The following is a 24649-nucleotide window of genomic DNA, read 5'->3' as shown; positions in this document are numbered from 1 at the left end:
GCGACCTGTGGGTATAACCGGAGTGAATATGGTGGCGGCGGTTCAGCGCCGTCGGGCGCTATTCGGCCGGTTCGCAGGCCAGGTTGCGCTCGCCGTTGGACTGGCTCAACTCGACAAAATCCTCATCGATGATGAAGCGCAGTCCCACGTCGGACCAGGTGCGCGGCTGGCTGCCGGACATCTCGCCGAGCCGGATGATGCGCCCGTCGCTGAGCGACAGGCGGGCGACGCGTCCCTCGCGAACCAGCTCCACCCTGTTGCCTTCCGCGCAGGCATAGCTGGCAACGATGTCTCCATCCGCGGCAAGTGCGGCTTCCAGTGCCGCTTCCCGGGCCGGATCCGGGGTTGGCTCCACTGATGCGGCGGGCAGGGGTGTCTGTGGCTGGCAGGCCGCCAGCAGCAGGCAGGCGGGAATCAACAGGCGGAAGGCGTTCATGGGATTCACATTCATGCAGTGCGATGAAGTGATCATACTGCGCTGCTTCAAGCCGGTGTCACCACCTGCGCCATCACCGCCACGTAGTGACACAGGCTGCCGCCAATGCAGAACAGGTGCCAGATCGCGTGGGAATAGGGGATGGACTCGCGGTGGTAGAACACCGTGCCCAGGGTGTAGAACAGCCCGCCGGCAATCATCCATCCCAGGGTCCAGCCATCCAGCGCGGCCATCACCGGCTTGATCGCCACCAGCACCATCCAGCCCATGGCCACGTAGATCATCGTCGACAGGCGCTTGAAACGCCCGGTAAAAAACAGCTTGAACACCACCCCGGCCAGGGCCAGCGTCCAGATGGCTGCAAACAGCCCCCAGCCCCACGGTCCGCGCAGCCCGATCAGGGTAAAGGGGGTATAGGTGCCGGCGATCAGCAGGTAGATCGCGCAGTGATCAAGCACCTTCATCCGCCGCTTGAGTGCCGGCTGCCGGAACGAATGGTAAAGCGTCGACGCCAGATAGAGCAGCAGCAGGCTGGCCGAGAAAACGATGGCCGCGCCCAACTGCCAGCCATCGCCGTGGATGGCGGCAAGGCTGACCAACACGGTGCCGGCGATCACGGCCGCCACGGCGGCGATGCCATGGGTCAGTGCGCTGGCGAATTCCTCACGCTGCTGGCGTGGGGACATGGGGGCGGTGATCATCGGCCGGGCCTGGGTGGAGGGTGCCGACCGATTATGACCGTACGCGCCCGTACTGAGTAGGCCGCCCGCGGATCACTCCGTGGGGACGTGGGCGTGTTCGCGCGTGGCGTCGAACTGGATATCCGGCCAGCGCTCCTGGGCCAGCTGCAGGTTGACCCGGGAGGGGGCGAGGTAGACCAGCTCGCCGGCGGCGTCGATGCCCAGGTTCACGGCGTTCTTGTCGCGGAACTCCTCCAGCTTCTTCTCATCGTCGCAGTGCACCCAGCGGGTGGTCACCACGCCGACCTGTTCAAAGATCGCGTCCACCCCATATTCGGCCTTGAGCCGGTAAGCGGCCACGTCGAACTGCAGCACGCCCACCGCGCCCAGGATCAGGTCGTTGCCCATCAGCGGGCGGAAGAACTGGGTGGCGCCTTCTTCCGACAGTTGGGCCAGGCCCTTCTGCAATTGCTTGAGCCGGAGCGGGTCACGCAGGCGGGCGCGGCGGAACAGCTCCGGGGCGAAGCTGGGAATGCCGGTGAACGACAGCGCTTCGCCCTCGGTGAAGGTGTCGCCGATCGAGATGGTGCCGTGGTTGTGGATGCCGATCACATCGCCCGGAAACGCTTCGGCGGCAATCTCGCGGTCGCTGGCCATGAACGTCAGCGCGTTGGCGAGCTTCATGTCCTTGCCGCTGCGCACGTGGAATGTCTTCATCCCGGCGTGGAAGCGGCCCGAGCACACGCGCATGAACGCCACCCGGTCGCGGTGCTGCGGATCCATGTTGGCCTGGATCTTGAACACGAAGCCGGTGAGCTGGTTTTCCGACGGCGCTACATCTCGGCCAGTGGTGGGGCGGGGCTGGGGCGAGGGCGCATGTTGGACGAAGAAGTCCAGCAGCGGCTGCACGCCGAAGTTGTTCACCGCCGAACCGAAAAACACCGGCGTCTGGCGAGCGGCCAGGTAGTCCTCCGGGTCGAAGGGATGGCTGGCGCCCTGTACCAGCTCCAGTTCGTCGCGCAGCTCGGCCAGCGCCTGCGCGCCAATCCGCTTCTCCAGCTCCGGGTCGTCAATCGACGGCAGGATGGTGGAATCCTGACGGGTGAACTTGCGACCGCTCTCGTACAGATGCACTTCGCCGGTCAGCAGGTGCACCACGCCCTTCAGGCGCGTGCCCATGCCGATCGGCCAGGTCACCGGCGCGCACTGGATGCCGAGCACGCTTTCCACTTCATCCAGCAGCTCGATTGGCTCGCGGCCTTCGCGGTCCAGCTTGTTGATGAAGGTCATGATCGGCGTGTCGCGCATGCGGCACACCTCCATCAGCTTGATGGTGCGCTCCTCTACGCCACGGGCCACGTCGATCACCATCAGCGCCGAGTCCACCGCGGTCAGTACCCGATACGTGTCCTCGCCGAAGTCGGCGTGGCCGGGGGTGTCGAGCAGGTTGACCACGTGGTTCTGGTAAGGGAACTGCATGACCGAGCTGGTCACCGAAATGCCGCGCTCCTGCTCCAGCTTCATCCAGTCGCTGGTGGCGTGGCGGGCGGCCTTGCGGCCCTTGACCGCGCCGGCCATCTGGATCGCTCCGCCGAACAGCAGCAGCTTTTCGGTCAGCGTGGTCTTGCCGGCGTCGGGGTGCGAAATGATCGCGAAGGTCCGGCGGCGGGCGGCTTCTCTGGAAACGTCGGGCATGATGATTCCCGCCGCGCGGGCGCCGGGACCTTGGGGAAACCGGAAATTATACGTTGCCGCCCTAGTGGGTGGGTTCGTGGAAGCGCAGGACGCCACCGGGCCCGAACATGCGGAACGGGATGGATTCCAGGCGCATGCCCCGGTTCACCTGGATCACGAAGTGCAGGTGCGGGCCGGCGCTGAAGCCGGTGTTTCCGGACAGACCCAGACGCTGGCCGCGCCGGACCCGCTGGCCCGGACGTACGAAGACGCCATTGGCATCCAGATGCGCGTACAGGGCCATGGTGCCGTCCTCGTGGAGGATGCGGACCTGGTTGGCGCGCCCGTCGAGATGCGGATCCAGTGTGGCGGTGGAGAAGCCCGACTCCACCTGCATCACCGTGCCGTCGCGCGCTGTCAGCACCGGGATGCCGACCGGCGTGGCGAAATCCACCGCATGACGGTTGGTAGCGCCTGCATGGCTGAACCCCCCGCCCCAGCCCTGGGTGATCTGCAGCGGAACGCCGGCCAGGGGCCAGGCATATTCCACGTCCCGGGGGCGCGTGCTGGGATGACCGGGCACCGCCTCCAGGCTGAAGCGCACGCCCGCGGCACCGGCCGCTCCGATCCGCGACACAAGCACCCGTCCGTACGCCGGCACCGTAGCCCGGGCGGGCAGGGCAGGGTGGGCCGCGGGCGAATGACCGTCGCCATGCAGCATGACCTCGATCGGTCCGGCCACCAGGTTCTCGGCCCACGCCAGCAGGCCGCCTTCAGTGGGTTCCAGGTGCAGACGTGCGATGCGCGACGGTTCCTGCGCGGGCGCCTCCTGCGCGGTCGCACCGGACACGGCGAGCAGCATCAGAAGGCCGGTGGCCCAGGCCAGGACGGTGGCGTGACCGGACATGGCTCAGTGCAGGCAGGCGCGGTCCAGGTCCAGCGCATGGATCACCTGGCCCAGGTCGAACGCGCTGACCGACCGGTCATCGTGGACCGCGTACATCACCCCTGCGGGAAACCGCGCCATCGGTGCGAGATGCAGGGCGATGCCGTCCGTATTGGTCGTGACCTGGCCACGGAAACTGCCGCGATGCTCCAGGCTGACGCGGTCATGGACGTGGAACAGGGAGTGCGGTACCAGCTGATCCACGGCGATCCAGTAGCCCTCGTCAGGGCTGCAGTCCCACAGCACCACGCCTTCGGCTTCGCCGGCGAAGCTGGCGGGCAGGCTGCTGCCGGTGTAACGGCCGTCCAGGGTGTATTCGCGCAGGGCGGAAACATGGCGCCGGTCCTCATCGGCCACCAGCAAGCGGTCATGGGCGGGATCGCCCCACAGCGATTCAACCATGCGTAGCGCGCCGGCCTGGCTGGTGTCACCGAACGAGCCCAGATAGGCAGCGTCGATGCCGCCCTCGTCGGCCAGCTGCACGCGGAAGCGGCGCACGCGCTGGTCCAATTCGTGCAGCGGCGGCACTTCGCTGAAGTCCTTGCCGTACATGAAACTGTCGGTCACGTAGACCTGCAGTTCGCCTGGCGCTGCCTCATGCAGCCAGATCCCGTACGGGCTGCGCAGAATGTTTTCGCCGAAGCTGCCGACCGGCTCGAAGCCCGGCAGGGCCAGTACCTGCACGCGTGGCGCATCGCGCTCGGTGACAAACACCAGGTCGGCAAAGACGGCGATGCCGTTGGGACGTTTGAACTGTCCCGCAGCGCTGCCCTGGTCGCCGGCTTCGCCCAGGCGCTCGCCAGTGGCGCCGTCGTACACCGCCAGCCGATGGCGGGACTTGGCCGTGGCGAGCACCAGCACCTGCCCGTCCGGGGCGACCCACGTGGCCAGCGAGTCCAGCTCGTCATCGGGCGAAGGTGCGCTGACAAAGGTTTCCGTGACTTCCACGCTGGCCCCCGCATGGCCGCTGATCCGGTCGGCCGAGGCACGGGTGGAGGGCTGGGGAGTCGTGGCGCAGGACGCGGCGAAGGCGCTGGCGAGCAGCGCGAGCAGGATGCGGGGGGTTGTCATTGCAGGATTATGGCGAAGCCCCGCTGGTTTCGAAATGGCCAGGGTGTTGTGGCATTCCATCGCTCTATCGGCATGAAAGGATTGACATGCGGATTTGTCCCCGGCAGGATGCCTGCATCCATCGAGACCGGCGGAGGGACAGGCCCTTTGATGCCGGGGCAACCACTTTGCGGAGCGCAGCGCGCTCCATGGAGAAAGGTGCCAAGTCCTGCGGGGACCTGTTGCGTCCACCGGAAGATGGTTGTCGGGCACACCCGCTTGAGCGCGGCGGTGTCGACATCCTTACCGGCTTCCCGCATGCATCGATGGCCTCTCTCACTCCGGAGGCGGATGCGTCATGAGCCTGTTTGAAGCTGCGGTTGCGATTCCCGATATCCCGTCCACATTGTCCGTACAGGGCACGGCGATGTCCGTGCCGGCGGCGCGCGGCGAGCTGCAGGTGGATCTGGAGATGCGCCATGCGGGGCGTCGCCGCGTGACCCTCGTCTGGGAGAGCCAGGGCCCCGTGGACGCGCCGGTGGTGCTGGTGGCCGGCGGCATTTCCGCCCACCGGCACGTAGCTGCCAGCGCCGCCTTCCCGGAGCGCGGATGGCTGGACGGGCTGGTCGGAGCCGATCGCGCGCTGGATCCAGCGCGCCGACGCATCCTGGCTTTTGATTTTGTCGGTGCCGATGGCCGCTTGGATGCGCCGATCGATACCGCTGACCAGGCCGATGCCGCCGCGGCGTTGCTCGCGGGGCTCGGAATCGGACGCGTGGATACGTTCGTCGGCTATTCCTACGGCGCGCTGGTTGGCCTGCAGTTCGCCGCCCGGCATGCGCGGAAGCTTGGGCGGCTGGTGGCGGTAAGTGGCGCCCATCGCGCCCATCCCTATGCCGCCGCTTGGCGCGCGTTGCAGCGGCGGGCCGTTGGCCTGGGTGAACTGCAGTGCTCGGATGCCCAGGGACTCGGGCTGGCGCGCCAGTTCGCGATGCTGAGCTACCGCACGCCGGAGGAATTCGCCGAGCGTTTCGAAGCGCCGCCGGAGATCATCAACGGCCGGGTGCGGGTGGCTGCGGAGGACTATCTGGACGCTGCCGGTGCGCGCTTTGTTTCGCGCACGTCGGTGACCGCGTGGCTGCGTCTGTCCGAATCGATCGACCTGCATCGCGTGGACCCGGCAGCGATCCGGGTGCCCACCACAGTGGTGGCTGTCGAAGGAGACTGGCTTGCGCCGCTGGCTGATTCGGTGGTCCTGGTGGAATGTCTGGGCTCGCCTGGCCGGCTGCGTGTGCTGCGCTCGGCCTACGGCCACGATGCATTCCTGAAAGAGCACGGCAAGGTCGACGCCATCCTGCGCGCGGCGCTGGGTGGCAAAGGGGGTCTGGCATGAGCGGGTTTGAAAGCCATCGCAGTGGGGAATCCCCTCGGCCCGCTACCCGCGCGGTGCGGGCCGGTATCGACACCGATCCCGCCTGGGGCGCGGTGGTTCCGCCGCTGGTGCTCTCGTCGAACTTCAGCTTCGAGGGCTTCGGCCAGCCGCGCCAGTACGACTACACCCGCAGCGGCAATCCCACCCGCGACCTGCTGGGGGATGCTTTGGCGAAGTTGGAAGGCGGCGCCGGGGGCGTGGTGACCTCAACCGGCATGTCGGCCATTACCCTGCTGCTGCATGCGGTGCTGGAGCCGGGCGATCGGCTGGTGGTTCCGCACGATGCCTACGGCGGAAGCTGGCGGCTGTTCGAGGCGTTGGCGCGCAAGGGGCACTTCGAACTGGTCACGGCGGACCTGACCTGTCCGCGCGCGCTGGCCGAGGCGCTTGCGACCCGGCCGAAGCTGGTGCTGGTGGAAACGCCTTCCAATCCCCTGCTGCGCATCACCGATCTGCGCTTCGTGATCGGCGCCGCCCAGCGCGCGGGGGCGCTGGTGGCCGTGGACAACACCTTTCTTTCCCCGGCCTTGCAGAATCCCATTGCCTTCGGCGCCGATGCGGTGCTGCACTCGACCACCAAGTACATCAACGGCCACAGCGATGTGGTGGGTGGCGCGCTGGTGGCTGCCACGCCGGAGCTGCACGAGCGCTTCGCCTGGTGGGGCAATGCCCTGGGCCTGACCGGATCACCCTTTGACAGCTTTCTGGCCCTGCGCGGGCTGCGCACCCTGGACGCAAGAATGCGGGTGCATCAGGAAAATGCCGAGGCCATTGCCCGCCAGCTGCAGGCCCATCCAGCGGTGGCCCGGGTGTACTGGCCGGGGCTGGAATCCCATCCCGGTCACGCGATCGCCCAGCGCCAGCAGCACGGCTTCGGGGCGATGATCAGTCTTGAGCTGGAGGGTGGGGTGGAGGCGGCGCGTGCGTTCATCGACGGCCTACAGTGCTTCAGCCTGGCCGAATCCCTGGGTGGTGTTGAGAGCCTGGTGGCGCATCCGGCCACCATGACCCACGCCGCGATGAGCGCAGAGGCGCGGGCGGTTGCCGGCATTGCGGACGGGCTGTTGCGGCTTTCGGTGGGGATCGAGGCGATGGCGGATCTGCAGGCCGACCTGACCACCGGCCTGGCGCGCGCGCAGGCGGTGCGGCCGGTGGTGCGTCCGGTGGTGGCACGCGGCGGGGTGGAGTCATGAGTGCGGTTGTTGCGCTGTCCAGACCCGGCCGCAGCGGAGACCGTCCTGCACCCGCGCCGCGGCTGGCGCTGCTGGGGACCGGGACCGTGGGCGCGGCGTTTGTGGCGCGCTGGCAGCGGCTCCGTCAGCAGGGCATCGCCGTGCCCGGGATCGCCTGGCTGTGCAATTCACGCGCGCTGCGTCCCGGCGACGGGGATCCGCTGCAGGCGCTGGAAGATGCTCGGACCGCTCCCGCCACTACCGGGAGATGGGCACCGTGGGTGGAGGCGGAGAGCCTGCGCCCGGGTGATGTGATGGTGGATGCCACCGCCAGCGACACAGTGGCCGGCTGGCACGCCGAATGGCTGGGGCGCGGGGTGCACGTGGTGACGGCCAACAAGCTCGGCGTCGGGGCAGACCTGGCCCGGGCGCAGGCGATCGCGGGCGCCAGCGCCGGACGAGGTGGACGCGTCGGTGTCTATGGCGACAGCGCCACGGTGGGTGCAGGGCTGCCGCTGCTGCGGTCGCTGCGGGAGTTGGCGGCGGGAGGCGACCGGATCCATTCAGTGGAGGGCGTGCTGTCCGGATCGCTGGCGTGGCTGTTCGATCGCTACGACGGATCGCAGCCGTTTTCGCAGCTGGTGCGCGAGGCCCGCGACAGCGGGTACACCGAACCCGATCCCCGTCTGGATCTATCCGGCGAGGATGTGCGCCGCAAGCTGCTGATCCTGGCGCGTGCTGCGGGAATGCCGCTGCAGGCGCACGAAGTGCGGGTCGATTCGCTGGTGCCGGACGCACTGGCCGCGACGGCATTGTCCGAAGTCGATGCCCTGCTGCCCACCCTGGACGGGCCATTGGCTGCCCGTGCGTTGGCCGCGCGGAACGCGGGCGCCAAGCTGCGCTTCATCGGCCGGGTGGATGCGGACGGAGCCACTGTGGGACTGCGCACGCTGCCCGGGGATCATCCGCTGTGCGCGGGCGGAGGGACCGACAACGTGGTGGCGATTGCCAGCTGCCGCTATCGCGACCAGCCGCTGGTGATCCGCGGGCCCGGCGCCGGGGCGGGTGTGACCGCGGCGGCGCTGCTGGATGACGTGCTGGGGGTCCTGCGGGTCAGCACTCGATGACGTTGACCGCCAGTCCGCCGCGCGAGGTTTCCTTGTACTTGTCCTTCATGTCCCGCCCGGTGTCGCGCATGGTCTTGATCACCTTGTCCAGGCTGACCTTGTGCGTGCCGTCGCCGCGGAAGGCGATGCGTGAGGCGTTGATCGCCTTGACCGAGCCCATGGCGTTGCGCTCGATGCAGGGAATCTGCACCAGGCCGCCGATCGGGTCGCAGGTCAGGCCGAGGTTGTGCTCCATGCCGATCTCGGCCGCGTTCTCGACCTGGATCGGGGTGCCGCCGAGCGCTGCGGTCAGGCCGGCGGCGGCCATCGAGCAGGCCACGCCCACCTCGCCCTGGCAGCCGACTTCGGCGCCTGAGATTGAAGCGTTTTCCTTGTAGAGGATGCCAACTGCGGCGGCGGTGAGCAGGAAGTCGAATACGCCCTGTTCGTTCGCGCCGGGGCAGAAGCGGTCGTAGTAGTGCAACACCGCGGGCATGATGCCGGCCGCGCCGTTGGTGGGCGCGGTCACCACGCGTCCACCGGCGGCGTTTTCCTCGTTGACCGCCAGCGCGTACAGGTTGACCCAGTCCAGCGTGGTCAGCGGATCGCGCAGGGCAGCCTCGGGGCGGGCCGAGAGTTCGGCGTACATGGCAGCGGCGCGGCGGGTGACATTGAGTCCGCCGGGCAGGGTGCCGCCCTGCTGGATTCCGCGCTGCACGCAGGACTGCATGGCCGCCCAGAGTTCGCGCAGGCCGTCGCGGATTTCATCTTTGGAACGCCAGCACTGCTCGTTCTCGAACATCATCTGCGCGATCGACAGGCCGGTTTCCCGGGCGCGTGCCAGCAGCTCATCGCCGCTGGAAAACGGATGCGGCACGGTGGTGGTGTCGGCCACGATCCGGTCTTCGGCCGCTTCGTCCTGGTTGACCACGAAGCCGCCGCCGACCGAGTAATAGTCGCGGCTGGCAATCTCGTTGCCATCGGCGTCATAGGCGGCAAAGCGCATGCCGTTGGTGTGGTACGGCAGTTTCTGCCGCTTGTTCATCAACAGGTCGCGCTTTTCCTCGAACGCGATCTCGCGCAGGCCCGCCAGACGGATCACGGACCCGCTGCGGATCCGCTCCACGCCCGGGGTGATAATGTCCGGGTCGATCAGGTTCGGCATGTGGCCTTCCAGGCCCATCATGACCGCCTTGTCGGTGCCGTGGCCGCGCCCGGTGAGGGCCAGCGAGCCGAATACCTCGGCGCGCACGCGGGCGACGTCATCCAGCCGGCCGGCCTGGACCAGCCAGCGGTCGACGAAGCGTGCAGCCGCACGCATCGGCCCGACGGTATGGGAGGAACTCGGCCCGATGCCGATCTTGTAAAGGTCGAATGTGCTGACTGCCATGCGGCTATTCTATCCAGTCCTGCAAGGTATTCCCCGGTGGCCCGATGCAGCAGTCCGTTCCAGTCATGACGCTGTACCAGCGCGATGAATGCCCCCTGTGCGACGAGGCGCTGCACGTGCTGGCGCAGGCGCGCACGCCGGATTTCGAGACCGTGTGGATCGATGATGACCCGGTGCTCGAGGCGCGCTACGGGATCCGGGTGCCGGTGCTGTGCAGCGGGCCTGACGGACGCGAACTTGATTGGCCGTTCGACGCGGATGCTGTCAGGGCATTCCTTGCAGGCTGAGGGGTGATCAGGGCGCGGGGCGAAATACCACGCGCGTGCTGATGGCGATTTGTGCGGGGATCATCGATGTATCCGCCCACATGCCGTCACCGATGCCGAAAGCCAGCCGTTCCACCGTGGCCCGGCCGGCAAGGGTTGGATGCTCGCCTTCCTGCCAGGTGAAGGTCAGGGTGACCGGCTGGCTGTTACCGCGCAGTTCCAGCCGGCCGTCGGCTGCGTAGCGTCCGTCTTCAAGCGCACGGAACCCCTCGGCGATGTAGCGGGCCCGCGCATAGCGCTTGATGTCGAAGAACGCGGGGCCGCGCATCTCTTCGTCGTAATCCGGATTGCCGCTGGTCACGCCGGTCATGGGGATGTCCACCTCCAGCCGGCCCGCCGACGGGTTGGCGGGATCAAAGCGCAGCCGGGTCTGGAAGCCCGGAAAGTGGCCGTTGAAGATTTCGCCCTGGTAGCTGCCGGCAAACACCAGGCTCGAACCCGGCGCCTGGACCCAGTCGGTGGCGGCTGCCGGAAGGGCGCACAGGGTCAGGACAGCAAGCAGCATGAGGCTACGCATTCGGGGTGTCCTTGCCGGAGGGCTTGGAAGTATTGGAGGGGTTGGAGGGATGCAGCCAGCCGCGCGGCAGCATGCGCGTCAGCGTGGCATTGCGGGTGATCAGATGATGCTGGATAGCGGCCGCCACGTGCACCAGGGTGACCGCAACCAGCAGCCAGAACAGCCACAGGTGCAGATTGCCGGTGAATTCGCGCAGCGCCGGATCCGCATCGGCAATGGCGGGCAGATTGAACAGGCCGAACCATTGCAGCGGAAACCCGGCGATGGAATTGAACAGCCAGCCGCTGAGCGGAATGGCGAACAGCAGTACGTACAGCAACCGGTGTGAGAACCGTGCGGCTGCCTGCTGCCAGCCGGGCACGTCGGCCAGCGGCGCCGGGGCGCCGGCATACAGGCGCCAGCCCAGCCGCAGCATCGCCAGGGCAAGGATGGTCAGGCCGATCGACTTGTGCAGCGCGTACAGCCGGATCTTGTCGGGACTGTTGGGCAGGGCAACCATCACGATGCCGAGCGGGCCCTGGAGCAGGATCAGAAGAGCCACCAGCCAGTGAAGTGCCTGGCTCACGCTGCCCCAGCGTTCGCGGGTATTTTTCAGGCTCATGGCGTTGCCTCCTCGTCGCTGAAAGTGGCGTCTGGAGCGTGCACCGCTTCCACTTCGATCCGCAGCTCGACCAGGTCGCCGATCACGCCCGGCCAGGCGGTGATGCCGAAGTCGGAGCGGCTGAGCATGCCCACTGCGGAGAATCCGGCGGTGCGTCGGAACGGCGGCATCGGGTGGCGTTTGAGCGCGTTCAACGTGGCCTCCAGGGTGACCGGCCGGGTCACGCCGCGCAGGGTCAGCTCACCGTGGATACGCGCCCGACTGGCGCTGAGTGGTTCCACGCGTTGGGAGATGAAGACCGCCTCCGAGTGTCTGCCAGCATCCAGCAGTCCCGATGCCAGGGCGGCGCGGTTCCAGTCCGGATCACCAAGGTCCAGCTGCTGCAGCGGCACCCTGGCCTCCAGGCGTGCGCTCTCCCAGGCGTCGGGATCAAACCGCAGGGTGCCGGTGCTGCCGGAAACGGTCGCCAGCGCACGTGAGAAGCCGGCGTGGTCGACCGCCACCATCACCCGCGTATGCACCGGGTCCAGTGCGTAGGTGCGCACCTGCCCGGCGGCGTTCGCCACGGCGCCGAGCAGCGCGCACAGCACGAAGGCCAGGATTGCCGGCGATATCCGCGCCCGGCCCGCCGCTTGCACAGGCCGCGCGACGTTGCGAGGATGCCGGGACACCGCAAGGTGAGGGGATGCAGGGAGCATGTTGCGCAAGGTAGCGATCATCGGGCTGCTTGTCATGGCGCTCGCACCGGGGAGTGGCAGCGCCAGTCCGGCCGGCAATCCGCGTTTGCGCCAGCTGACGGTAGCCGATGGCCTGCCTTCCAACCGCGTGCATGCACTGGCGGAGGACCACGGCGGGCACCTGTGGATCGGGACGAGCGACGGTCTGGCCCGCTATGACGGCGTCGCCTTCCGGATCTGGCGCAAGGAAGACGGCCTGCCGGACAACGAGGTATCCGCCCTGTACGTGGATGCCCGCAGCCGGCTCTGGATCGCCACCAGCGGTGGCCTGGCGATGCTGGACCGGGCCCGCAATGATTTTCGCCAGTACACCAGCGACATTGTCTGGAGCGTCACCGGCACCGCAGACGGCGCGATCTGGTTCGGCACGGCGACTTCCGGGCTGTATCGGATCGACCCGGATGGCAGCGTGCGCCACTTCATGCCCGACGCAGATGACCCACGCAGCCTGCCGTCCGCAGGCGTGCCGATCCTGGTGACCGACGAGGATGGAAGGCTCTGGGTGGGCACCCGCGATGGACTGGTGCGTTGGAATGGCCGGGATTTTGAAGCCGTACCCGGCGTGCCTGCCGAGGCCATGCTGCTGGGGGTGACGCCGGCGGCGGATGGGCGCGCGTGGGTCGGCCTGCCACAGGGCCTCGGTGTGGTGGAACCCGATGGCGGACTGTCTGCTGCGCCGCCCTGGTTTGAGCACGCGCCTGTCGGACGGCTTTATCAGGTACTGCTGCGCGACCGCAGCGGGATGTACTGGATCGATGCAAGCGGCGGACTGGCCCTGGCCGATGCGTCGGGGATCAGTCCGGTGCGCACGTACAGTGACCTGCACCAGGGCGCGGTGACCCCGGACTGGTCGACGGCACACGAAGACCATGAAGGCGGGCTGTGGCTGGGCAGCGTGGATTCCGGGCTGTGGTACCTGCCGCCCACCTGGCGCCGGTTCCAGGTGCTGCAGCACAGTGGCGATGATGCGCCGCAATCGCTGGGCAATGTGGACGTGACCGCGATCGCGCCGTCAGCGGATGGATCCATGTGGCTGGTTGGAAACAGCGGCGTCGTCGACCGGCTGGAGCCGGCAACCGGGGCGGTGCAGCGCGTCTTCCACGCCGAAGGTGACTACGTGCCCGATCGTCTGCTGGAAGATGATGCGGGCAATGTCTGGCTCTGTTTCCACGGTGGGCTGGGCCGCTACGAGCCCGGGACCGGCCTGATGCGTGTATGGCAGGCCGACGATGCAGCGGATCCGGTGCCCTCCGGTGCCTGCCAGGCCGTCGTCCAGGCCAGCGGGGGACTGGTGTGGAACGTGTCCGCCTACCACGGTCTGCAGGCGCGGGATCGCGATGGCACGCTGCAGGAAACGGTGCTGCCTGGTGGCGGGCGCGGGCTGGAAGAGGGCCGGCGGCTGGCGCATGCGGAGCGGGCGCCCGACGGAGGACTGTGGGTTTCGGGAGAGCAGGGCCTGCTGATGTGGAATTCGGGCACGCGCGGTTTTGAACCGGTTCCGGGCGCGCCGGCCGAGTCGACCGGAGTCTTCGCCCTGCAGGGGCGGGACCGGATCTGGCTCACCAGGTCCGGCGCGCTGGAATCCTACCGCTGGGATGGTGCAAAGCTGGCGCTGGAGTCGCAGCTGGGCGTGGAAGACGGCATGCCCGACCTTGCCTTCCAGGGTTTGACGGTGGATGTGGGGGGCGTGGTCTGGCTCAGCAGTGCCCGCGGGCTGGTGCGGGTGGAGCCCGGGCGGCGGATGGTGCATGTGTTCGGCGTCAGCCACGGCCTGCCTGCGCAGGATATGACAACCGCCCCGGTGCCGGGACCCGATGGGCGTATCCACGTGTCTACCGGGGCCGGCCTGGTGATCTTCGATCCGGATCAGGTGCGGCCGGATGAAACCATGCCGGACCTGGCCATCAAGGCGATCGAGGTGCGGGGGCGCGATGGCGTGCGGCAGCTTGAACTGGACCGCCCGTTGCGGCTGGGCTACCGCGATCATGAAATGCGGGTGCATGCGCGCGTGGCGGGTTTCAATTCCGCCCGGTACAACCGCTACCGGTTTTTCCTGCATGGCTACGACAGCAACTGGGTGGAAGTTGGGGCCGCTGGTGAGCGCGTGTTTCCCGCGCTCGATCCGGGCCGCTACCGGCTGGAAGTCATGGGCAGGACCCCGCTGAGCCTCTGGTCCGAGCCGACCAGTTTCATGCTGGAGGTCGCCGCGCCGTGGTGGTGGACGCGACAGGCCAAGGTGGCCTACGTGCTCGTGGCCCTGCTGCTTGGCGGCTGGGCGGTGCACACGGTGCGCCTGCGGGTGCGAAGGCGCCTGGCGTGGCAGCGGACAAAACACGAGCACGAGCTGGCCCGCCAGGCGTCCGATGCCAAGACGCGCTTTCTGGCCACGCTGGGGCATGAGGTGCGAACGCCCATGACCGGCGTGCTGGGAATGAGCGAGCTGCTGCTCAGGACCCGACTGGACACGCGCCAGCGCAGCTACACCGAGGCGATCCACCGGGCCGGTGGACACCTGATGCGCCTGGTCAACGATGCGCTGGATCTTGCCCGGATCGAGGCAGGCAAGCTGGAACTGGATCCCCAGCCGTTCAACCCGCGGACGCTGGTGGAGGAAGTAGGCGCGCTGATGGCGCCCCTGGCCGAGCATCGCGGGCTGCAATACAGGGCGCTGGTGGATGCGGACGTTCCCCAAGGTCTGTGCGGGGACGAGGTGCGGATCCGCCAGATCCTGTTGAACCTGGTGGGCAACGCGATCAAGTTCACCGAGGTTGGCCGGGTGGAGTTGACGATGCAGTCGGCGAAATCTGGCGGTGTGCGCCTGACCGTGTCCGATACCGGACCGGGGTTGAACCGGGAGCAGCGCCAGCGCCTGTTCCAGCGGTTTGAACAGGCCCAGGGCGCGCGCACTGCGTCCCGCTACGGCGGCAGTGGGCTGGGACTGGCGATCTGCCAGGAGCTGGCCGCTGAAATGGGTGGGGAAATCACGGTTGAGAGCACGCCGGGAAAGGGTTCGAGCTTCGTGGTGACGCTTCCGCTGCCTACCGCGGACGCACCGCCACCGGTGCGCGTGGATGGGGAAGCGCCGTTGAAGGCGCCTGCAGCGGGGGTGCGGATCCTGCTGGTCGAGGATGATCCCACCGTGGCTGAAGTCATTTCCGCGCTGCTGGCAGCCCACGGCTATCTGCCGACCCACGTGGCGCACGGCCTGGCGGCACTGACCGAAGTGCGACGCCAGGATTACGCGCTGGCGCTGCTTGATCTGGATCTGCCCGGGATCGATGGCATCGCGCTTGCGCGCCAGCTGCGTGCCCAGGACTGGCACGGGCCGCTGGTCGCGATCACTGCGCGTGCCGACAGCGCGGTGGAGCAGATCGTGCATGAAGCGGGATTCGATGCTTTCCTGCGCAAGCCGGTCAGCGGCGCGATGCTGGCTGCACAGATCGGCAAGGTGCTGGACCAGGCGCATCGGCATGACGGCGCGCTACCCTTGGCGGACATGGTGAACAGGGGCGGCCCAGGGGCCGGACGATGACGACGATCAAGTGGTGGCTGCCGGCGTTGCTGATGCTGGCGATGCTGGTGGTGCCATCCGCCCATGGCGCCTCCGAGCTGCCGCGGCCCAGACAGCTGTCCGTGGCCGATGGGCTGCCCACCAATCGCGTCTCGGGTATGGCCGAGGACCAGGCTGGATATCTGTGGCTGAGCACGGTCGATGGGCTGGCCCGCTACGACGGCATCGGGTTCCAGGTCTGGAGGATGGAAGATGGCCTGCCTGACGCCGTGCTCTGGTCGATCGACATCGATTCCAGCGGGGTGATCTGGCTGGGAAGCGCCCTGGCCGGGCTGATTCGCTACGACCCGGTCAGCGACAGCTTCTCGGTGCCAGCGGGGGTCAGCGCTGCCGAGATCGAAGGCAAGCAGGTGTGGTCGGTCGCCGTGGACGCGGAGGACAACGTGTGGTTCGGCACCGCCGGCGGTGGACTGTACAGACGTGATGTGGAAGGCCGGGTTGAACGGTTCCTGCCTGTATCCGGTGATGAGCGCAGCCTGCCATCCGAAGAGGTCAATGCGATCCGCATCGGTCCGGATGGATCGGTGTGGGCGGGCACGCGCAACGGGATCGCGCGCTGGACGGGAATGGATTTCGAGCGGCTGCCCAGGTCGGCCTTGCCCGATGAAAGGGTCAATGGCCTGTCGTTTGGCAGCGACGGAACGCTGTGGGTGGGAACCGCCGCGGGCCTGGCCGTGGGTCGGCCTGACGGCACGGTTGAGCAGGTGGCCTGGGGCGAGGGCGTCGAGCGCAATGTGATCGAGGTATTGCTGCAGGACAGTCGCGGCAACTTCTGGCTGGACATCCGTGCCGGCCTCGGGTTTGCCGACGCGGCAGGTGAGCCGGTGGGCGTGGTTGCCCTGTACAGCGATGCAACGCGCGACGAAGTGCGCCCCTACTGGGCCGGGGCGCATGAGGATCGGGAAGGCGGCGTCTGGCTGATCAGCGGCAGTCATGCGCTCTGGTACGTGCCTGCCGCCTGGCGCAGGTTCGTCATCCACTCGCGCCGCATTGGGGATCCAAAGACGCTGGGCAACGCAGCGGTGCGCGGAATGGCGCCGGCCACACAGGGAGGCATGTGGCTGGTGGGCAGCAGCGGAGTGCTGGACCGCTTCGAGCCCAGCACCGGCCGGGTCGATCGGCTGATGGAAGACGTCGGCGAGGGAGTCGTCCTGACCCAGGTGTTCGAGGACAGTCGCGGCCACGTGTGGGTCGGCTACCCGGCGGGCCTGGCACGCATCGAACCGGCGACCCGGGCGGTCCGGCGCTGGGGTGTCGAGCAGGCACAGGATTCAATGTCGAGCCGTCTGGAACCGCGTGGGTTCATCGAGGTGGATGAGCGGCTGTGGCTGCTCAGCGGCCACTCCCACCTGCAGGCGCGTGAACTGGATGGGCGCGTGGTGAATGCCTTCGCCACCGGCGACGGGTCGGGTCTGGATGAGGGCGAGAGTCTCTACCACCTGATGATTGGGCCCGATGGCCGTCCCTGGCTGGCAACAAGCCGCGGCCTGCGTCGCCTGACCGCCGATGGCAGCGGCTGGGAGCCGGTGCCGGGCACGGATGGAACGGTTGCCGAGGCCGCGGCGGTGGACGGGGATTCGGTCTGGACCAGCGGCGTGGGAAGGTTGGATGGTTGGCGCTGGGATGGCAGCCGGTTGCAGCGGACGCATTCGCTGACCGGGGCTGACGGCATGCCGACGGTGACGTTCAACGGGCTGATTGTCGATGCTGACCGGTCGCTGTGGCTGGGCAGTACACGCGGTCTGATACGGGTGAATCCGGAAGCCGGAACGGTGCGGACCTGGTCGGTCGGCGACGGCCTTCCCAGCCAGGACGTGCGGCACTCGCCGGCGCGGGACCCGAACAGCGGACTGATCCTTGCCGGCACCCCCGACGGGCTGGTGGTGTTTGATCCGACACTGCTGGAACGGGTCGGGCGCACTCCGAACCTGATGATTTCCACGGCCCAGGTGCGGGGCCAACCCGCGTTCGTACCGGACGGCCCGTTCGCGCTTCGGCACAGTGACCGGGATCTGCGGGTGACGGCGAGACTGCTGTCATTCCGCAATCCTTCGGCCAACCTGTACCGGTTCCGCCTGGTGGGCTATGACGATGGCTGGGTGGATGTAGGTGCGTTGGGAGAGCGCGTGTTTTCCCAGCTGCCGGCCGGCGATTGGAAGCTGGAGGTGACGGCCCGCAACGCCGATGGACTGTGGTCGGAAGTGCGCACCATGCAGTTCCGGGTGACGCCGCCGTGGTGGCGTACAGCATGGGCAATGTGGCTGTTCGCCCTGTGCGCGCTGGCGCTGCTCTGGTGGCTTGCCCATGCGTACCGGCAGCGCCTCAAGCGCCGCCATGCCTGGCAGCTGGCCGAACACAAGCGCGATGTCGCCGAGCAGGCGTCGCTGGCCAAATCGCGCTTCCTGGCGACGCTGGGCCACGAGGTGCGGACTCCGATGACCGGCGTGCTCGGCATGAGCGAGCTGCTGCTGGGGACCGAGCTCGGGAACAAACAGCGCCGTTACACCGAATCCATACGCACCGCCGGCGATCATCTGCTGCGGCTGCTGGACGATGCCCTGGACCTGGCCCGGATCGAGGCCGGCAAACTGCACCTGGAGCGGCAGCCCTTCGACCTGCGCAAATTGCTGCAGGAAACCGCCGGGCTCACCGCCCCGATCGCGCAGGAGCGCGGCCTCCAATTCCGCCAGCAGATTGCTGATGACCTTCCGCAATGGGTGGTCGGAGACGTCGTGCGGGTGCGCCAGATCCTGCTCAACCTGCTGGGCAACGCGGTCAAGTTCACCGAGCGCGGCCACGTTGAGCTGCGCGCCGAGCGCGGTGAAGGCGACGTGGTGCGTTTCGTGGTGATCGATACCGGCCCGGGCCTCAACGCGGACCAGCGCGAGCGTCTGTTCCGTCGCTTTGAGCAGGCCGAAGGCCCGCAGCACACTGCCCGGTATGGCGGCAGCGGCCTGGGGTTGGCGATCTGTCAGGAGCTGTCCGCGGGCATGGGCGGCAGGATCATGGTGGACAGCGGGCTGGGCCGGGGCACCCGGTTTGACGTCGAACTTCCGCTACCGGCCACGCGCCCGGTCAGTACGGCGGCGACCGCGACGCCCAGTGCGCGGACTGCTCCGCTTGCGCTGCTGCTGGTGGAAGACGACCCGACGGTGGCCGAGGTCATCGGCGGCCTGCTGCGCGGCCAGGGCCACTCGGTCACCCACGCAGCCCATGGCCTGGCGGCACTGACGGCGCTGGCGGACAGTATTCCCGACGCCGCAATGCTGGATCTGGATCTGCCCGGCCTGGACGGCTTTGCCCTGGCCCGTCAGCTGCGTGCGCAGGGATTTGCCGGGACCCTGATTGCACTGACGGCCCGCGCGGATGCCGAAGTTGAAGCGCAGGCAATGGAAGCGGGTTTCGACCGGTTTGTACGCAAGCCGGTGACCGGCACGATCCTGGCCGGCGCGCTGGATGGCGTGGCACCGGCCGCCGATTGACGGATGGAAAAAGGGCGGGCCAGCGTTGTGCTGACCCGCCCTGTTTTTACCAGTGCCAGCCCGGGGCCGGCACGGGCCCGCTCAGCGTGCGCTGTACGAATGCACCTCGTCGACCAGTACCCCGACGTGATCCGGATTCATGTCCGGTGACATCCCGTGGCCGAGGTTGAACACGTGGCCTTCGCGCGAGCCGCCATTGCCGTCGCGATAGCTGTCCAGCGCACGGCGGACTTCGGCACGGACGGCATCGGGCGATCCATACAGGGTGGAGGGGTCCAGATTGCCCTGCAGCGCCACCTTGCCGCCGGTCACGCGGGCCGCGTCACCCAGGTCGATCAGCCAGTCCACGCCGACGCCTTCGGCACCGGTATCGGCCAGTTCGCCCAGATAAGCGCCATTGCCGCGGCCAAATACGATCAGCGGGGTGCGTTCCGCCCCCTCGCCGCGCTCCAGCTCGTGGGCGATGCGGGTGAGGTAGGGCAGGGAGAATTCGCGGTACATGCGGGGCGACAGGATCCCGCCCCAGGTGTCGAACACCTGCAGCGCCTGGGCGCCGGCGGCACGCTGTGCGGACAGATACTGGATCACCGCCTGGGTGGTGACCTCCAGCAGCGCGTGCAGCGCCTTGGGGTCGTTGTGGGCCATGGCCTTGATGATGGAAAAGTTCTTGCTGCCGCCGCCTTCGATCATGTAGCAGGCCAGGGTCCACGGGCTGCCGGAGAAGCCGATCAGCGGCACCTTGCCGTCGAGCTCGCGGCGGATCACCCGGATCGCTTCCATCACGTAGCCCAGGTCGCTTTCCATGTCTGGCACGCCAAGCTTCGCGATCGATGCAGCGTCGCGCAGCGGGCGCTTGAACTTCGGGCCCTCGCCATCGACGAAGTACAGCCCCAGGCCCATGGCGTCGGGGATGGTGAGGATGTCGGAAAACAGGATCGCCGCATCCAGCGGGAACCGGCGCAGCGGCTGCAGGGTCACTTCGCAGGCCAGCTCCGGATTGGTGGCCAGGCCCATGAAGCTGCCGGCCTGCGCACGGGTGGCGCGGTACTCGGGCAGGTAGCGTCCGGCCTGGCGCATCAGCCAGACGGGCGTGCGGTCCACGGGCTCACGGCGCAGTGCGCGGAGGAAACGGTCGTTCTGTGGGGTCTGGGTCAAGATTCTGGCCTCTGGAATGATGCGATGCTCAGCCGCGTGGGGTATTCGCGCCGCGCGCGAACATGAGCTGATAACCGCGCTTGAGCTGCTGGTCGCGGGCCTGTTCCAGCGCCGCGACTGCCTCGGCCTGATCGAAAAACTGCTGCCGGCGGACGGTACTGCGGCCGCCGACCTGGCCGGTTTCACGCACCAGGGTCCACGCCCCCAGCAGGTCCGGCTGCAGCATCAGCTGCACGAACCTTGGAGATTCGGTGCCCTCGGGGCGTTGTTGCAGGAGCAGGCGCATCTGTCAATTGTAAGGCTTGCGGCCGTTCCCGGAAGTAAACCAGCCGCCTGGAAGATCTCAGTGGCCCGCCTCGCGCAGGGTGGCGAGAACGGTCTGCTCGGACACGTCATCCTGGATCCGCGCGCGTCCAACACCTTCCCAGACGATAAAGCGCAGGCCGCTGGCGAGCGCCTTTTTGTCCAGGCGCATCAGCGCCACCAGCCGCTCGGGCTCCAGGCCAGGTGGCACGGCGGTCGGAAGTCCCAGCCGCTGCACCAGCGCGAGCAGGCGATCGCCATCGACCGCCGCGGCCAGGCCGAGGCGTTCCGACAGGCGTGCGGCCAGCACCATTCCTGTGGAGACCGCTTCGCCGTGATTGAGGCCGCCGTAGCCCTGGGCGGTCTCGATCGCATGGGCGAAGGTGTGGCCGAAGTTGAGCAGGGCACGCTCCCCCTGCTCGAACGGGTCGCGCGCAACGATCGCGGCTTTGTGCGCGCAGCTGCGGGCGATGGCCTCGGCAAGTGTTTTCGGGTCGGCGGCCAGCAGTGCGTCGGCGTGGCTCTCAAGCCAGTCCAGGAACGGGGCATCGGCGATGGCGGCGTACTTGACCACCTCGGCCAGTCCGGCGCGCAGTTCGCGGGCGGGCAGGGTGGCCAGGGTGGATGTATCGGCCAGCACCGCGCGCGGCGGGTGGAATGCGCCCACCAGGTTCTTGCCCTGCGGCAGGTCGACGGCGGTCTTGCCACCCACGGAGGAATCCACCATGGCCAGCAACGTGGTCGGAAGCTGCACGCAGTCGATGCCGCGCATCCAGCACGCAGCGGCAAAGCCGGCCAGGTCGCCGATCACGCCGCCGCCCAGGGCGAACACGCAGGCGTCGCGGCGCGCGCCCAGTCCGGCCAGCGCATCAATCACCAGGCTGAAGGACGCCAAAGTCTTGGAAGCCTCGCCCGCTGGCAGCACCAGCCGGGCCACGGAAAGTCCCGGCAGCGCGTCGCCCAGCGCCGTCTCGACCCGATCCGCATACAGCGGGGCCACCACATCGTCGCTGACCAGCAGCACCTGCCGACCACGCAGGCGTTCCGTCAGGGCAGCGCCATCGGCCAGCAGGCCGGCGCCGATATGGATGGAGTACGGGCTCGCGCCTGCGACCTGGACCGTATGGGTGGATGGGTTCATGCAGTTCTCGATCCCCGTGGTGCGCCACAAGCCCCGGCTCCGCGCTGCCAGTGCTGTTCAAGCAGGCCCGCCAGCCGTGTCGCGGCCGTGGCAGCGGCCGCGCTGCCGGTGTCGAATTCCAGATCGGCCACTTCCCGGTACAGCGCTCCGCGTTCGCCGGCCAGGCGTTGCAATACCTCCTCCCGGTCCGCGCCGGCCAGCAGCGGCCGGCTGCGGTCGCGCCCCAGGCGCTGCAGCTGGCCGGCCACGCTGACCATCAGGTACACCACGTAGCCGCGTTCGCGCATCAGCGAGCGGTTGCGGTCATCGAGGACCGAGCCGCCGCCGGTCGCCAGCACCCGGCCCGATCCGGCAAGCACATCAGCCAGCGCGGTGCGTTCGCGCACCCGGAAGCCGGCTTCGCCCTCGCAGTCGAAGATCATGCGCACGCTGGCGCCGGTACGGCGTTCAATTTCGCGGTCCAGATCCACGAACTGCAGGCCGAAACCGCGGGCGAGGTAGCGGCCGATCGAGGATTTTCCCGCGCCCATCGGGCCGACCAGGACGAGGTTGGAAGCCGGATTCATGCAGCGATGCTAACAGCGCCTGATCGCTGAGATGCGGCTGAGACTGCGGCTCGGCTGCGGCGGCGACGCCGGTTTTCGCGCCGGCGTTACAGACCGCCCGGCATGCTCAGCCGTTCCGGTCGACCGGCCGGATGACAACCCACAAGGAGTCGATCATGTCCGTAGCGAAAGTCATCGAGTTGAGCGCGTCTTCGCCGACCAGCGTGGAAGATGCCGTCAAGCGTGGCCTGGCCAAGGCCAGCGAGTCGGTCAAGGGGATCCAGGGCGCGTGGGTGAACGAGGTCAAGGCCGTCTGCGGTGAGGGCGGTGAGATCACCGAGTGGCGGGTCAACCTGCGCATCACCTTCGTGGTGACGTAGGCAGCCGCTTGATCATGCCGGCCAGGCCGGGCGGCGGCTGGCATCCAGCCGCACCAGGGTGGACTTGCCGCAACGGGGCTCGGGTGCATGGGCGGCGCCATCGCGCCACAATAGCCGAATGAATGACCACGCCCTGTACCTGGAAGCCCTGGCCACATTCGACCTGCTGTTCAGCGAGGCCGGACCGGCTGGTGAACCCGATCGCACTGCCATGGTGGTGGCCAGCGCCGATGCCGACGGCCTGCCGACCGCGCGCATGGTGTTGCTGAAGGCGCACGACGCCCGCGGCTTCGTGTTCTACACGCACCTGGACGGCCGCAAGGGTCGCGCACTGCAGGACAACCCGCGGGCCGCGCTGCTGTTCCACTGGCCGCGGGTGCGCGCCGGTGTGCAGGTGCGGATCGAAGGCGGGGTGTCGATTGTCGATGATGCCGAGGCGGACGCCTATTTCGCCTCCCGCCCGCGCGCCAGCCAGCTGGGAGCGTGGGCCTCGGCGCAGTCGGAGACCATGGATTCGCGCGAGACCTTTGATCAGCGGATGGCTGAGCGCGAGCGCGAATTCGAAGGTCGTGCCGTGCCCCGGCCGTCGCGCTGGGGTGGCTTCCGGGTGCGTCCGGAAAGGATCGAGTTCTGGTACGGCGCCCAGTACCGGCTGCATGAGCGCCAGCTCTACGAGCGTGGGACCGATGGCGCCTGGACGCGGCGGATGCTGTTTCCGTGAGTCGGTCGATGGGACCACAGCGCATCGTCTGCCTGACCGAAGAGCCCACCGAAACGCTGTACGCGCTGGGCGAGCAGGACCGGATCGTCGGCATCAGCGGCTTCACCGTGCGCCCGCCGCGCGCGCGCAAGGAGAAGCCGAAGGTCAGCGCCTTCACCAGCGCCAAGGTCGGCGAGATCCTCAAGCTGAAGCCCGATCTTGCGATTGGCTTCTCCGATATCCAGGCCGACATTGCCGCTGAACTCGTACGCAGCGGGGTGGAAGTCTGGATCGCCAATCACCGCAGCGTGGCGGAAACCATCGATTACATCCGCCGCCTCGGGGCAATGGTGGGCGTGGCGGAGCGCGCCAACACCTATGCCGATCAATTGCAGCGCGGGCTGGACGCCATTGCCAACGAGGCGGCGTCGCTGCCGCGCCGGCCGAAGGTGTATTTCGAAGAATGGGATGACCCGCAGATCACCGGCATCCGCTGGGTTTCAGAGCTGGTTGGGATTGCCGGCGGCGACGATATCTTCCCCGAACGCGCGCCTGAGCCGCTGGCCCGCGGTCGGATCCTTGCAGAGCCGCAGGAAGTGGTGCGCAGGGCGCCCGACATCATCCTGGGCTCCTGGTGTGGCAAGAAGTTCCGCCCGGAGAAAGTCGCGGCGCGACCCGGATGGGACGTGATTCCCGCAGTACGCGACGGCGAACTGCACGAGATCAAGTCGCCGCTGATCCTGCAGCCGGGGCCGGCGGCGCTGACCGACGGCGTACATGAGCTGGCCCGGATCATCCGCGCCTGGGGCGTCAACCAGCGCTAGCGCTGGGCCGGCATGATTTCCCTGCTGAAACGCAGCGTGGAGGTGTGACCTTCCGCGGAGGCCACGTCTACCTGCAGTGTCAGCGTGTCCGGCGGCTGTACCTGGAAGGTGCCGACGTACTCAGCGCTGGAAGGCGGGGCAGCCTGTTCCAGGGTGACCGATTGCTCCACTCCGCGCAGGTCGCGCACGCTGGCGCTGACGTGGGACGGCGGCGATGCCAGCTCACCCCCGTCCGGCGGGGTCAGCCTGACCACCAGCATGAAACCGTGGCGGTGTCGCCGCACGCCGTATCTTGCGGCGATGGCCTCCGGCAGGGAGCCGGTATGCGTCACGCTGGCCTGGATCAGCATGTCGTGGCCCAGCAGCTCTTCCGCCGTTGCGTCGACCTGCGGCTGGCCGCCCGTACCGGGGTCGGATCCGCCGCCGCAGGCAGTCAGCAGGGTCCAGAGCAACAGGGCGAAGATTGGGGCGCGCATGGACA

Annotated in this window: 23 protein-coding genes and 1 riboswitch; of the genes, 9 read left to right on the top strand and 14 right to left on the bottom strand. The window is 68.0% G+C overall.

From position 1 onward, the window contains the following. Positions 1 to 58: 58 nt before the first annotated feature. The 5 genes from WCE59_RS05245 to WCE59_RS05225 form a co-directional block, all read right to left on the bottom strand. A complete protein-coding gene (locus WCE59_RS05245; protein WP_343257663.1) occupies positions 59 to 451 on the bottom strand; it encodes a hypothetical protein in 393 nt (130 codons plus the stop codon). 32 nt (positions 452 to 483) lie between these two features. Continuing rightward, positions 484 to 1134 (bottom strand): PAQR family membrane homeostasis protein TrhA, encoded by a 651-nt coding sequence (gene trhA, locus WCE59_RS05240; protein ID WP_449284115.1) that lies wholly within the window; start codon positions 1132 to 1134, stop codon positions 484 to 486. A 75-nt stretch (positions 1135 to 1209) separates the two neighbouring features. Continuing rightward, a complete protein-coding gene (locus WCE59_RS05235) occupies positions 1210 to 2811 on the bottom strand; it encodes a peptide chain release factor 3 (RefSeq protein ID WP_343257661.1) in 1602 nt (533 codons plus the stop codon). Positions 2812 to 2872: 61 nt separating this feature from the next. Further along, positions 2873 to 3697, bottom strand: coding sequence for a M23 family metallopeptidase (locus WCE59_RS05230; RefSeq protein ID WP_343257660.1), 825 nt, complete (start codon positions 3695 to 3697; stop codon positions 2873 to 2875). 3 nt (positions 3698 to 3700) lie between these two features. Next, complete coding sequence (locus WCE59_RS05225) at positions 3701 to 4807, bottom strand: phytase (protein ID WP_343257659.1); 1107 nt, start codon at positions 4805 to 4807, stop codon at positions 3701 to 3703. A 115-nt stretch (positions 4808 to 4922) separates the two neighbouring features. Next, a riboswitch (SAM riboswitch) is annotated at positions 4923 to 5051 on the top strand. A gap of 93 nt (positions 5052 to 5144) precedes the next feature. Here WCE59_RS05225 and metX point away from each other — a divergent pair. The 3 genes from metX to WCE59_RS05210 are packed head-to-tail and all read left to right on the top strand — an operon-like array spanning position 5145 to position 8517. Next, complete coding sequence (gene metX, locus WCE59_RS05220) at positions 5145 to 6179, top strand: homoserine O-succinyltransferase MetX (protein ID WP_449284106.1); 1035 nt, start codon at positions 5145 to 5147, stop codon at positions 6177 to 6179. Further along, positions 6176 to 7411: a cystathionine gamma-synthase gene (gene metB, locus WCE59_RS05215; RefSeq protein ID WP_343257658.1), complete on the top strand. Its 1236-nt coding sequence runs from the start codon at positions 6176 to 6178 to the stop codon at positions 7409 to 7411. Before metX ends, metB begins: the two co-directional genes overlap by 4 nt. After that, entirely contained in the window at positions 7408 to 8517 is a 1110-nt protein-coding gene (locus WCE59_RS05210; protein ID WP_343257657.1) for a homoserine dehydrogenase, read from the top strand. The genes metB and WCE59_RS05210 overlap by 4 nt, the downstream gene beginning before the upstream one ends. Here the strand turns inward: WCE59_RS05210 and WCE59_RS05205 are convergent. Next, positions 8504 to 9886, bottom strand: a complete 1383-nt coding sequence (locus tag WCE59_RS05205) for an L-serine ammonia-lyase (protein ID WP_343257656.1) — start codon at positions 9884 to 9886, stop codon at positions 8504 to 8506. The two genes, WCE59_RS05210 and WCE59_RS05205, sit on opposite strands and share 14 nt — an antisense overlap. A gap of 44 nt (positions 9887 to 9930) precedes the next feature. Here WCE59_RS05205 and WCE59_RS05200 point away from each other — a divergent pair, with 44 nt between their 5' ends. Continuing rightward, on the top strand, positions 9931 to 10173 hold the full coding sequence (locus WCE59_RS05200; protein ID WP_343257655.1) for a glutaredoxin family protein: 243 nt from the start codon (positions 9931 to 9933) through the stop codon (positions 10171 to 10173). Between the two features lie 7 nt (positions 10174 to 10180). On the opposite strand, the gene WCE59_RS05195 is transcribed toward WCE59_RS05200, so the two are convergent. Genes WCE59_RS05195 through WCE59_RS05185 form a run of 3 tightly spaced genes read right to left on the bottom strand, consistent with a single transcriptional unit; the run spans position 10181 to position 11944 of the window. Continuing rightward, positions 10181 to 10729 (bottom strand): YceI family protein, encoded by a 549-nt coding sequence (locus tag WCE59_RS05195; protein WP_343257654.1) that lies wholly within the window; start codon positions 10727 to 10729, stop codon positions 10181 to 10183. Beyond that, positions 10722 to 11330, bottom strand: a complete 609-nt coding sequence (locus tag WCE59_RS05190; RefSeq protein ID WP_343257653.1) for a cytochrome b — start codon at positions 11328 to 11330, stop codon at positions 10722 to 10724. The genes WCE59_RS05195 and WCE59_RS05190 overlap by 8 nt, the downstream gene beginning before the upstream one ends. Continuing rightward, complete coding sequence (locus tag WCE59_RS05185) at positions 11327 to 11944, bottom strand: YceI family protein (RefSeq protein ID WP_449284114.1); 618 nt, start codon at positions 11942 to 11944, stop codon at positions 11327 to 11329. Before WCE59_RS05185 ends, WCE59_RS05190 begins: the two co-directional genes overlap by 4 nt. An 82-nt stretch (positions 11945 to 12026) precedes the next feature. On the opposite strand from WCE59_RS05185, the gene WCE59_RS05180 reads away from it, so the two are divergent. Then, positions 12027 to 15599: a hybrid sensor histidine kinase/response regulator gene (locus tag WCE59_RS05180; protein WP_343257652.1), complete on the top strand. Its 3573-nt coding sequence runs from the start codon at positions 12027 to 12029 to the stop codon at positions 15597 to 15599. Further along, positions 15596 to 19120, top strand: a complete 3525-nt coding sequence (locus WCE59_RS05175) for a hybrid sensor histidine kinase/response regulator (protein ID WP_343257651.1) — start codon at positions 15596 to 15598, stop codon at positions 19118 to 19120. The genes WCE59_RS05180 and WCE59_RS05175 overlap by 4 nt, the downstream gene beginning before the upstream one ends. An 81-nt stretch (positions 19121 to 19201) precedes the next feature. On the opposite strand, the gene hemE is transcribed toward WCE59_RS05175, so the two are convergent. Genes hemE through WCE59_RS05155 form a run of 4 tightly spaced genes read right to left on the bottom strand, consistent with a single transcriptional unit; the run spans position 19202 to position 22285 of the window. Beyond that, entirely contained in the window at positions 19202 to 20275 is a 1074-nt protein-coding gene (gene hemE / locus WCE59_RS05170) for a uroporphyrinogen decarboxylase (protein ID WP_343257650.1), read from the bottom strand. A 28-nt stretch (positions 20276 to 20303) separates the two neighbouring features. Continuing rightward, positions 20304 to 20561, bottom strand: coding sequence for a WGR domain-containing protein (locus tag WCE59_RS05165; RefSeq protein WP_343257649.1), 258 nt, complete (start codon positions 20559 to 20561; stop codon positions 20304 to 20306). Positions 20562 to 20618: 57 nt separating this feature from the next. Further along, positions 20619 to 21719, bottom strand: a complete 1101-nt coding sequence (aroB, locus tag WCE59_RS05160) for a 3-dehydroquinate synthase (RefSeq protein ID WP_343257648.1) — start codon at positions 21717 to 21719, stop codon at positions 20619 to 20621. Continuing rightward, on the bottom strand, positions 21716 to 22285 hold the full coding sequence (locus WCE59_RS05155) for a shikimate kinase (RefSeq protein ID WP_343257647.1): 570 nt from the start codon (positions 22283 to 22285) through the stop codon (positions 21716 to 21718). The genes aroB and WCE59_RS05155 overlap by 4 nt, the downstream gene beginning before the upstream one ends. Before the next feature lie 155 nt (positions 22286 to 22440). Here WCE59_RS05155 and WCE59_RS05150 point away from each other — a divergent pair, with 155 nt between their 5' ends. The 3 genes from WCE59_RS05150 to WCE59_RS05140 all read left to right on the top strand — a co-directional run bounded on the left by WCE59_RS05150 (position 22441) and on the right by WCE59_RS05140 (position 24168). Beyond that, positions 22441 to 22644 carry a dodecin family protein gene (locus WCE59_RS05150; RefSeq protein ID WP_343257646.1) on the top strand — a complete coding sequence of 68 codons (204 nt, stop codon included), beginning with the start codon at positions 22441 to 22443 and terminating at the stop codon, positions 22642 to 22644. Between the two features lie 118 nt (positions 22645 to 22762). Next, positions 22763 to 23365, top strand: coding sequence for a pyridoxamine 5'-phosphate oxidase (gene pdxH / locus WCE59_RS05145; RefSeq protein WP_343257645.1), 603 nt, complete (start codon positions 22763 to 22765; stop codon positions 23363 to 23365). Between the two features lie 8 nt (positions 23366 to 23373). Beyond that, positions 23374 to 24168, top strand: coding sequence for an ABC transporter substrate-binding protein (locus WCE59_RS05140; protein ID WP_343257644.1), 795 nt, complete (start codon positions 23374 to 23376; stop codon positions 24166 to 24168). On the opposite strand, the gene WCE59_RS05135 is transcribed toward WCE59_RS05140, so the two are convergent. Continuing rightward, positions 24165 to 24644 (bottom strand): DUF4426 domain-containing protein, encoded by a 480-nt coding sequence (locus tag WCE59_RS05135; protein WP_343257643.1) that lies wholly within the window; start codon positions 24642 to 24644, stop codon positions 24165 to 24167. The genes WCE59_RS05140 and WCE59_RS05135 overlap by 4 nt on opposite strands. Positions 24645 to 24649 lie beyond the last annotated feature (5 nt).

Origin of the sequence: Luteimonas qiangzhengi (assembly GCF_039548515.1) — a bacterium.
Lineage (GTDB): Bacteria > Pseudomonadota > Gammaproteobacteria > Xanthomonadales > Xanthomonadaceae > Luteimonas.
Note: the sequence above shows the minus strand (reverse complement) of the source record. Positions and strands in the feature narration are given on the sequence as shown.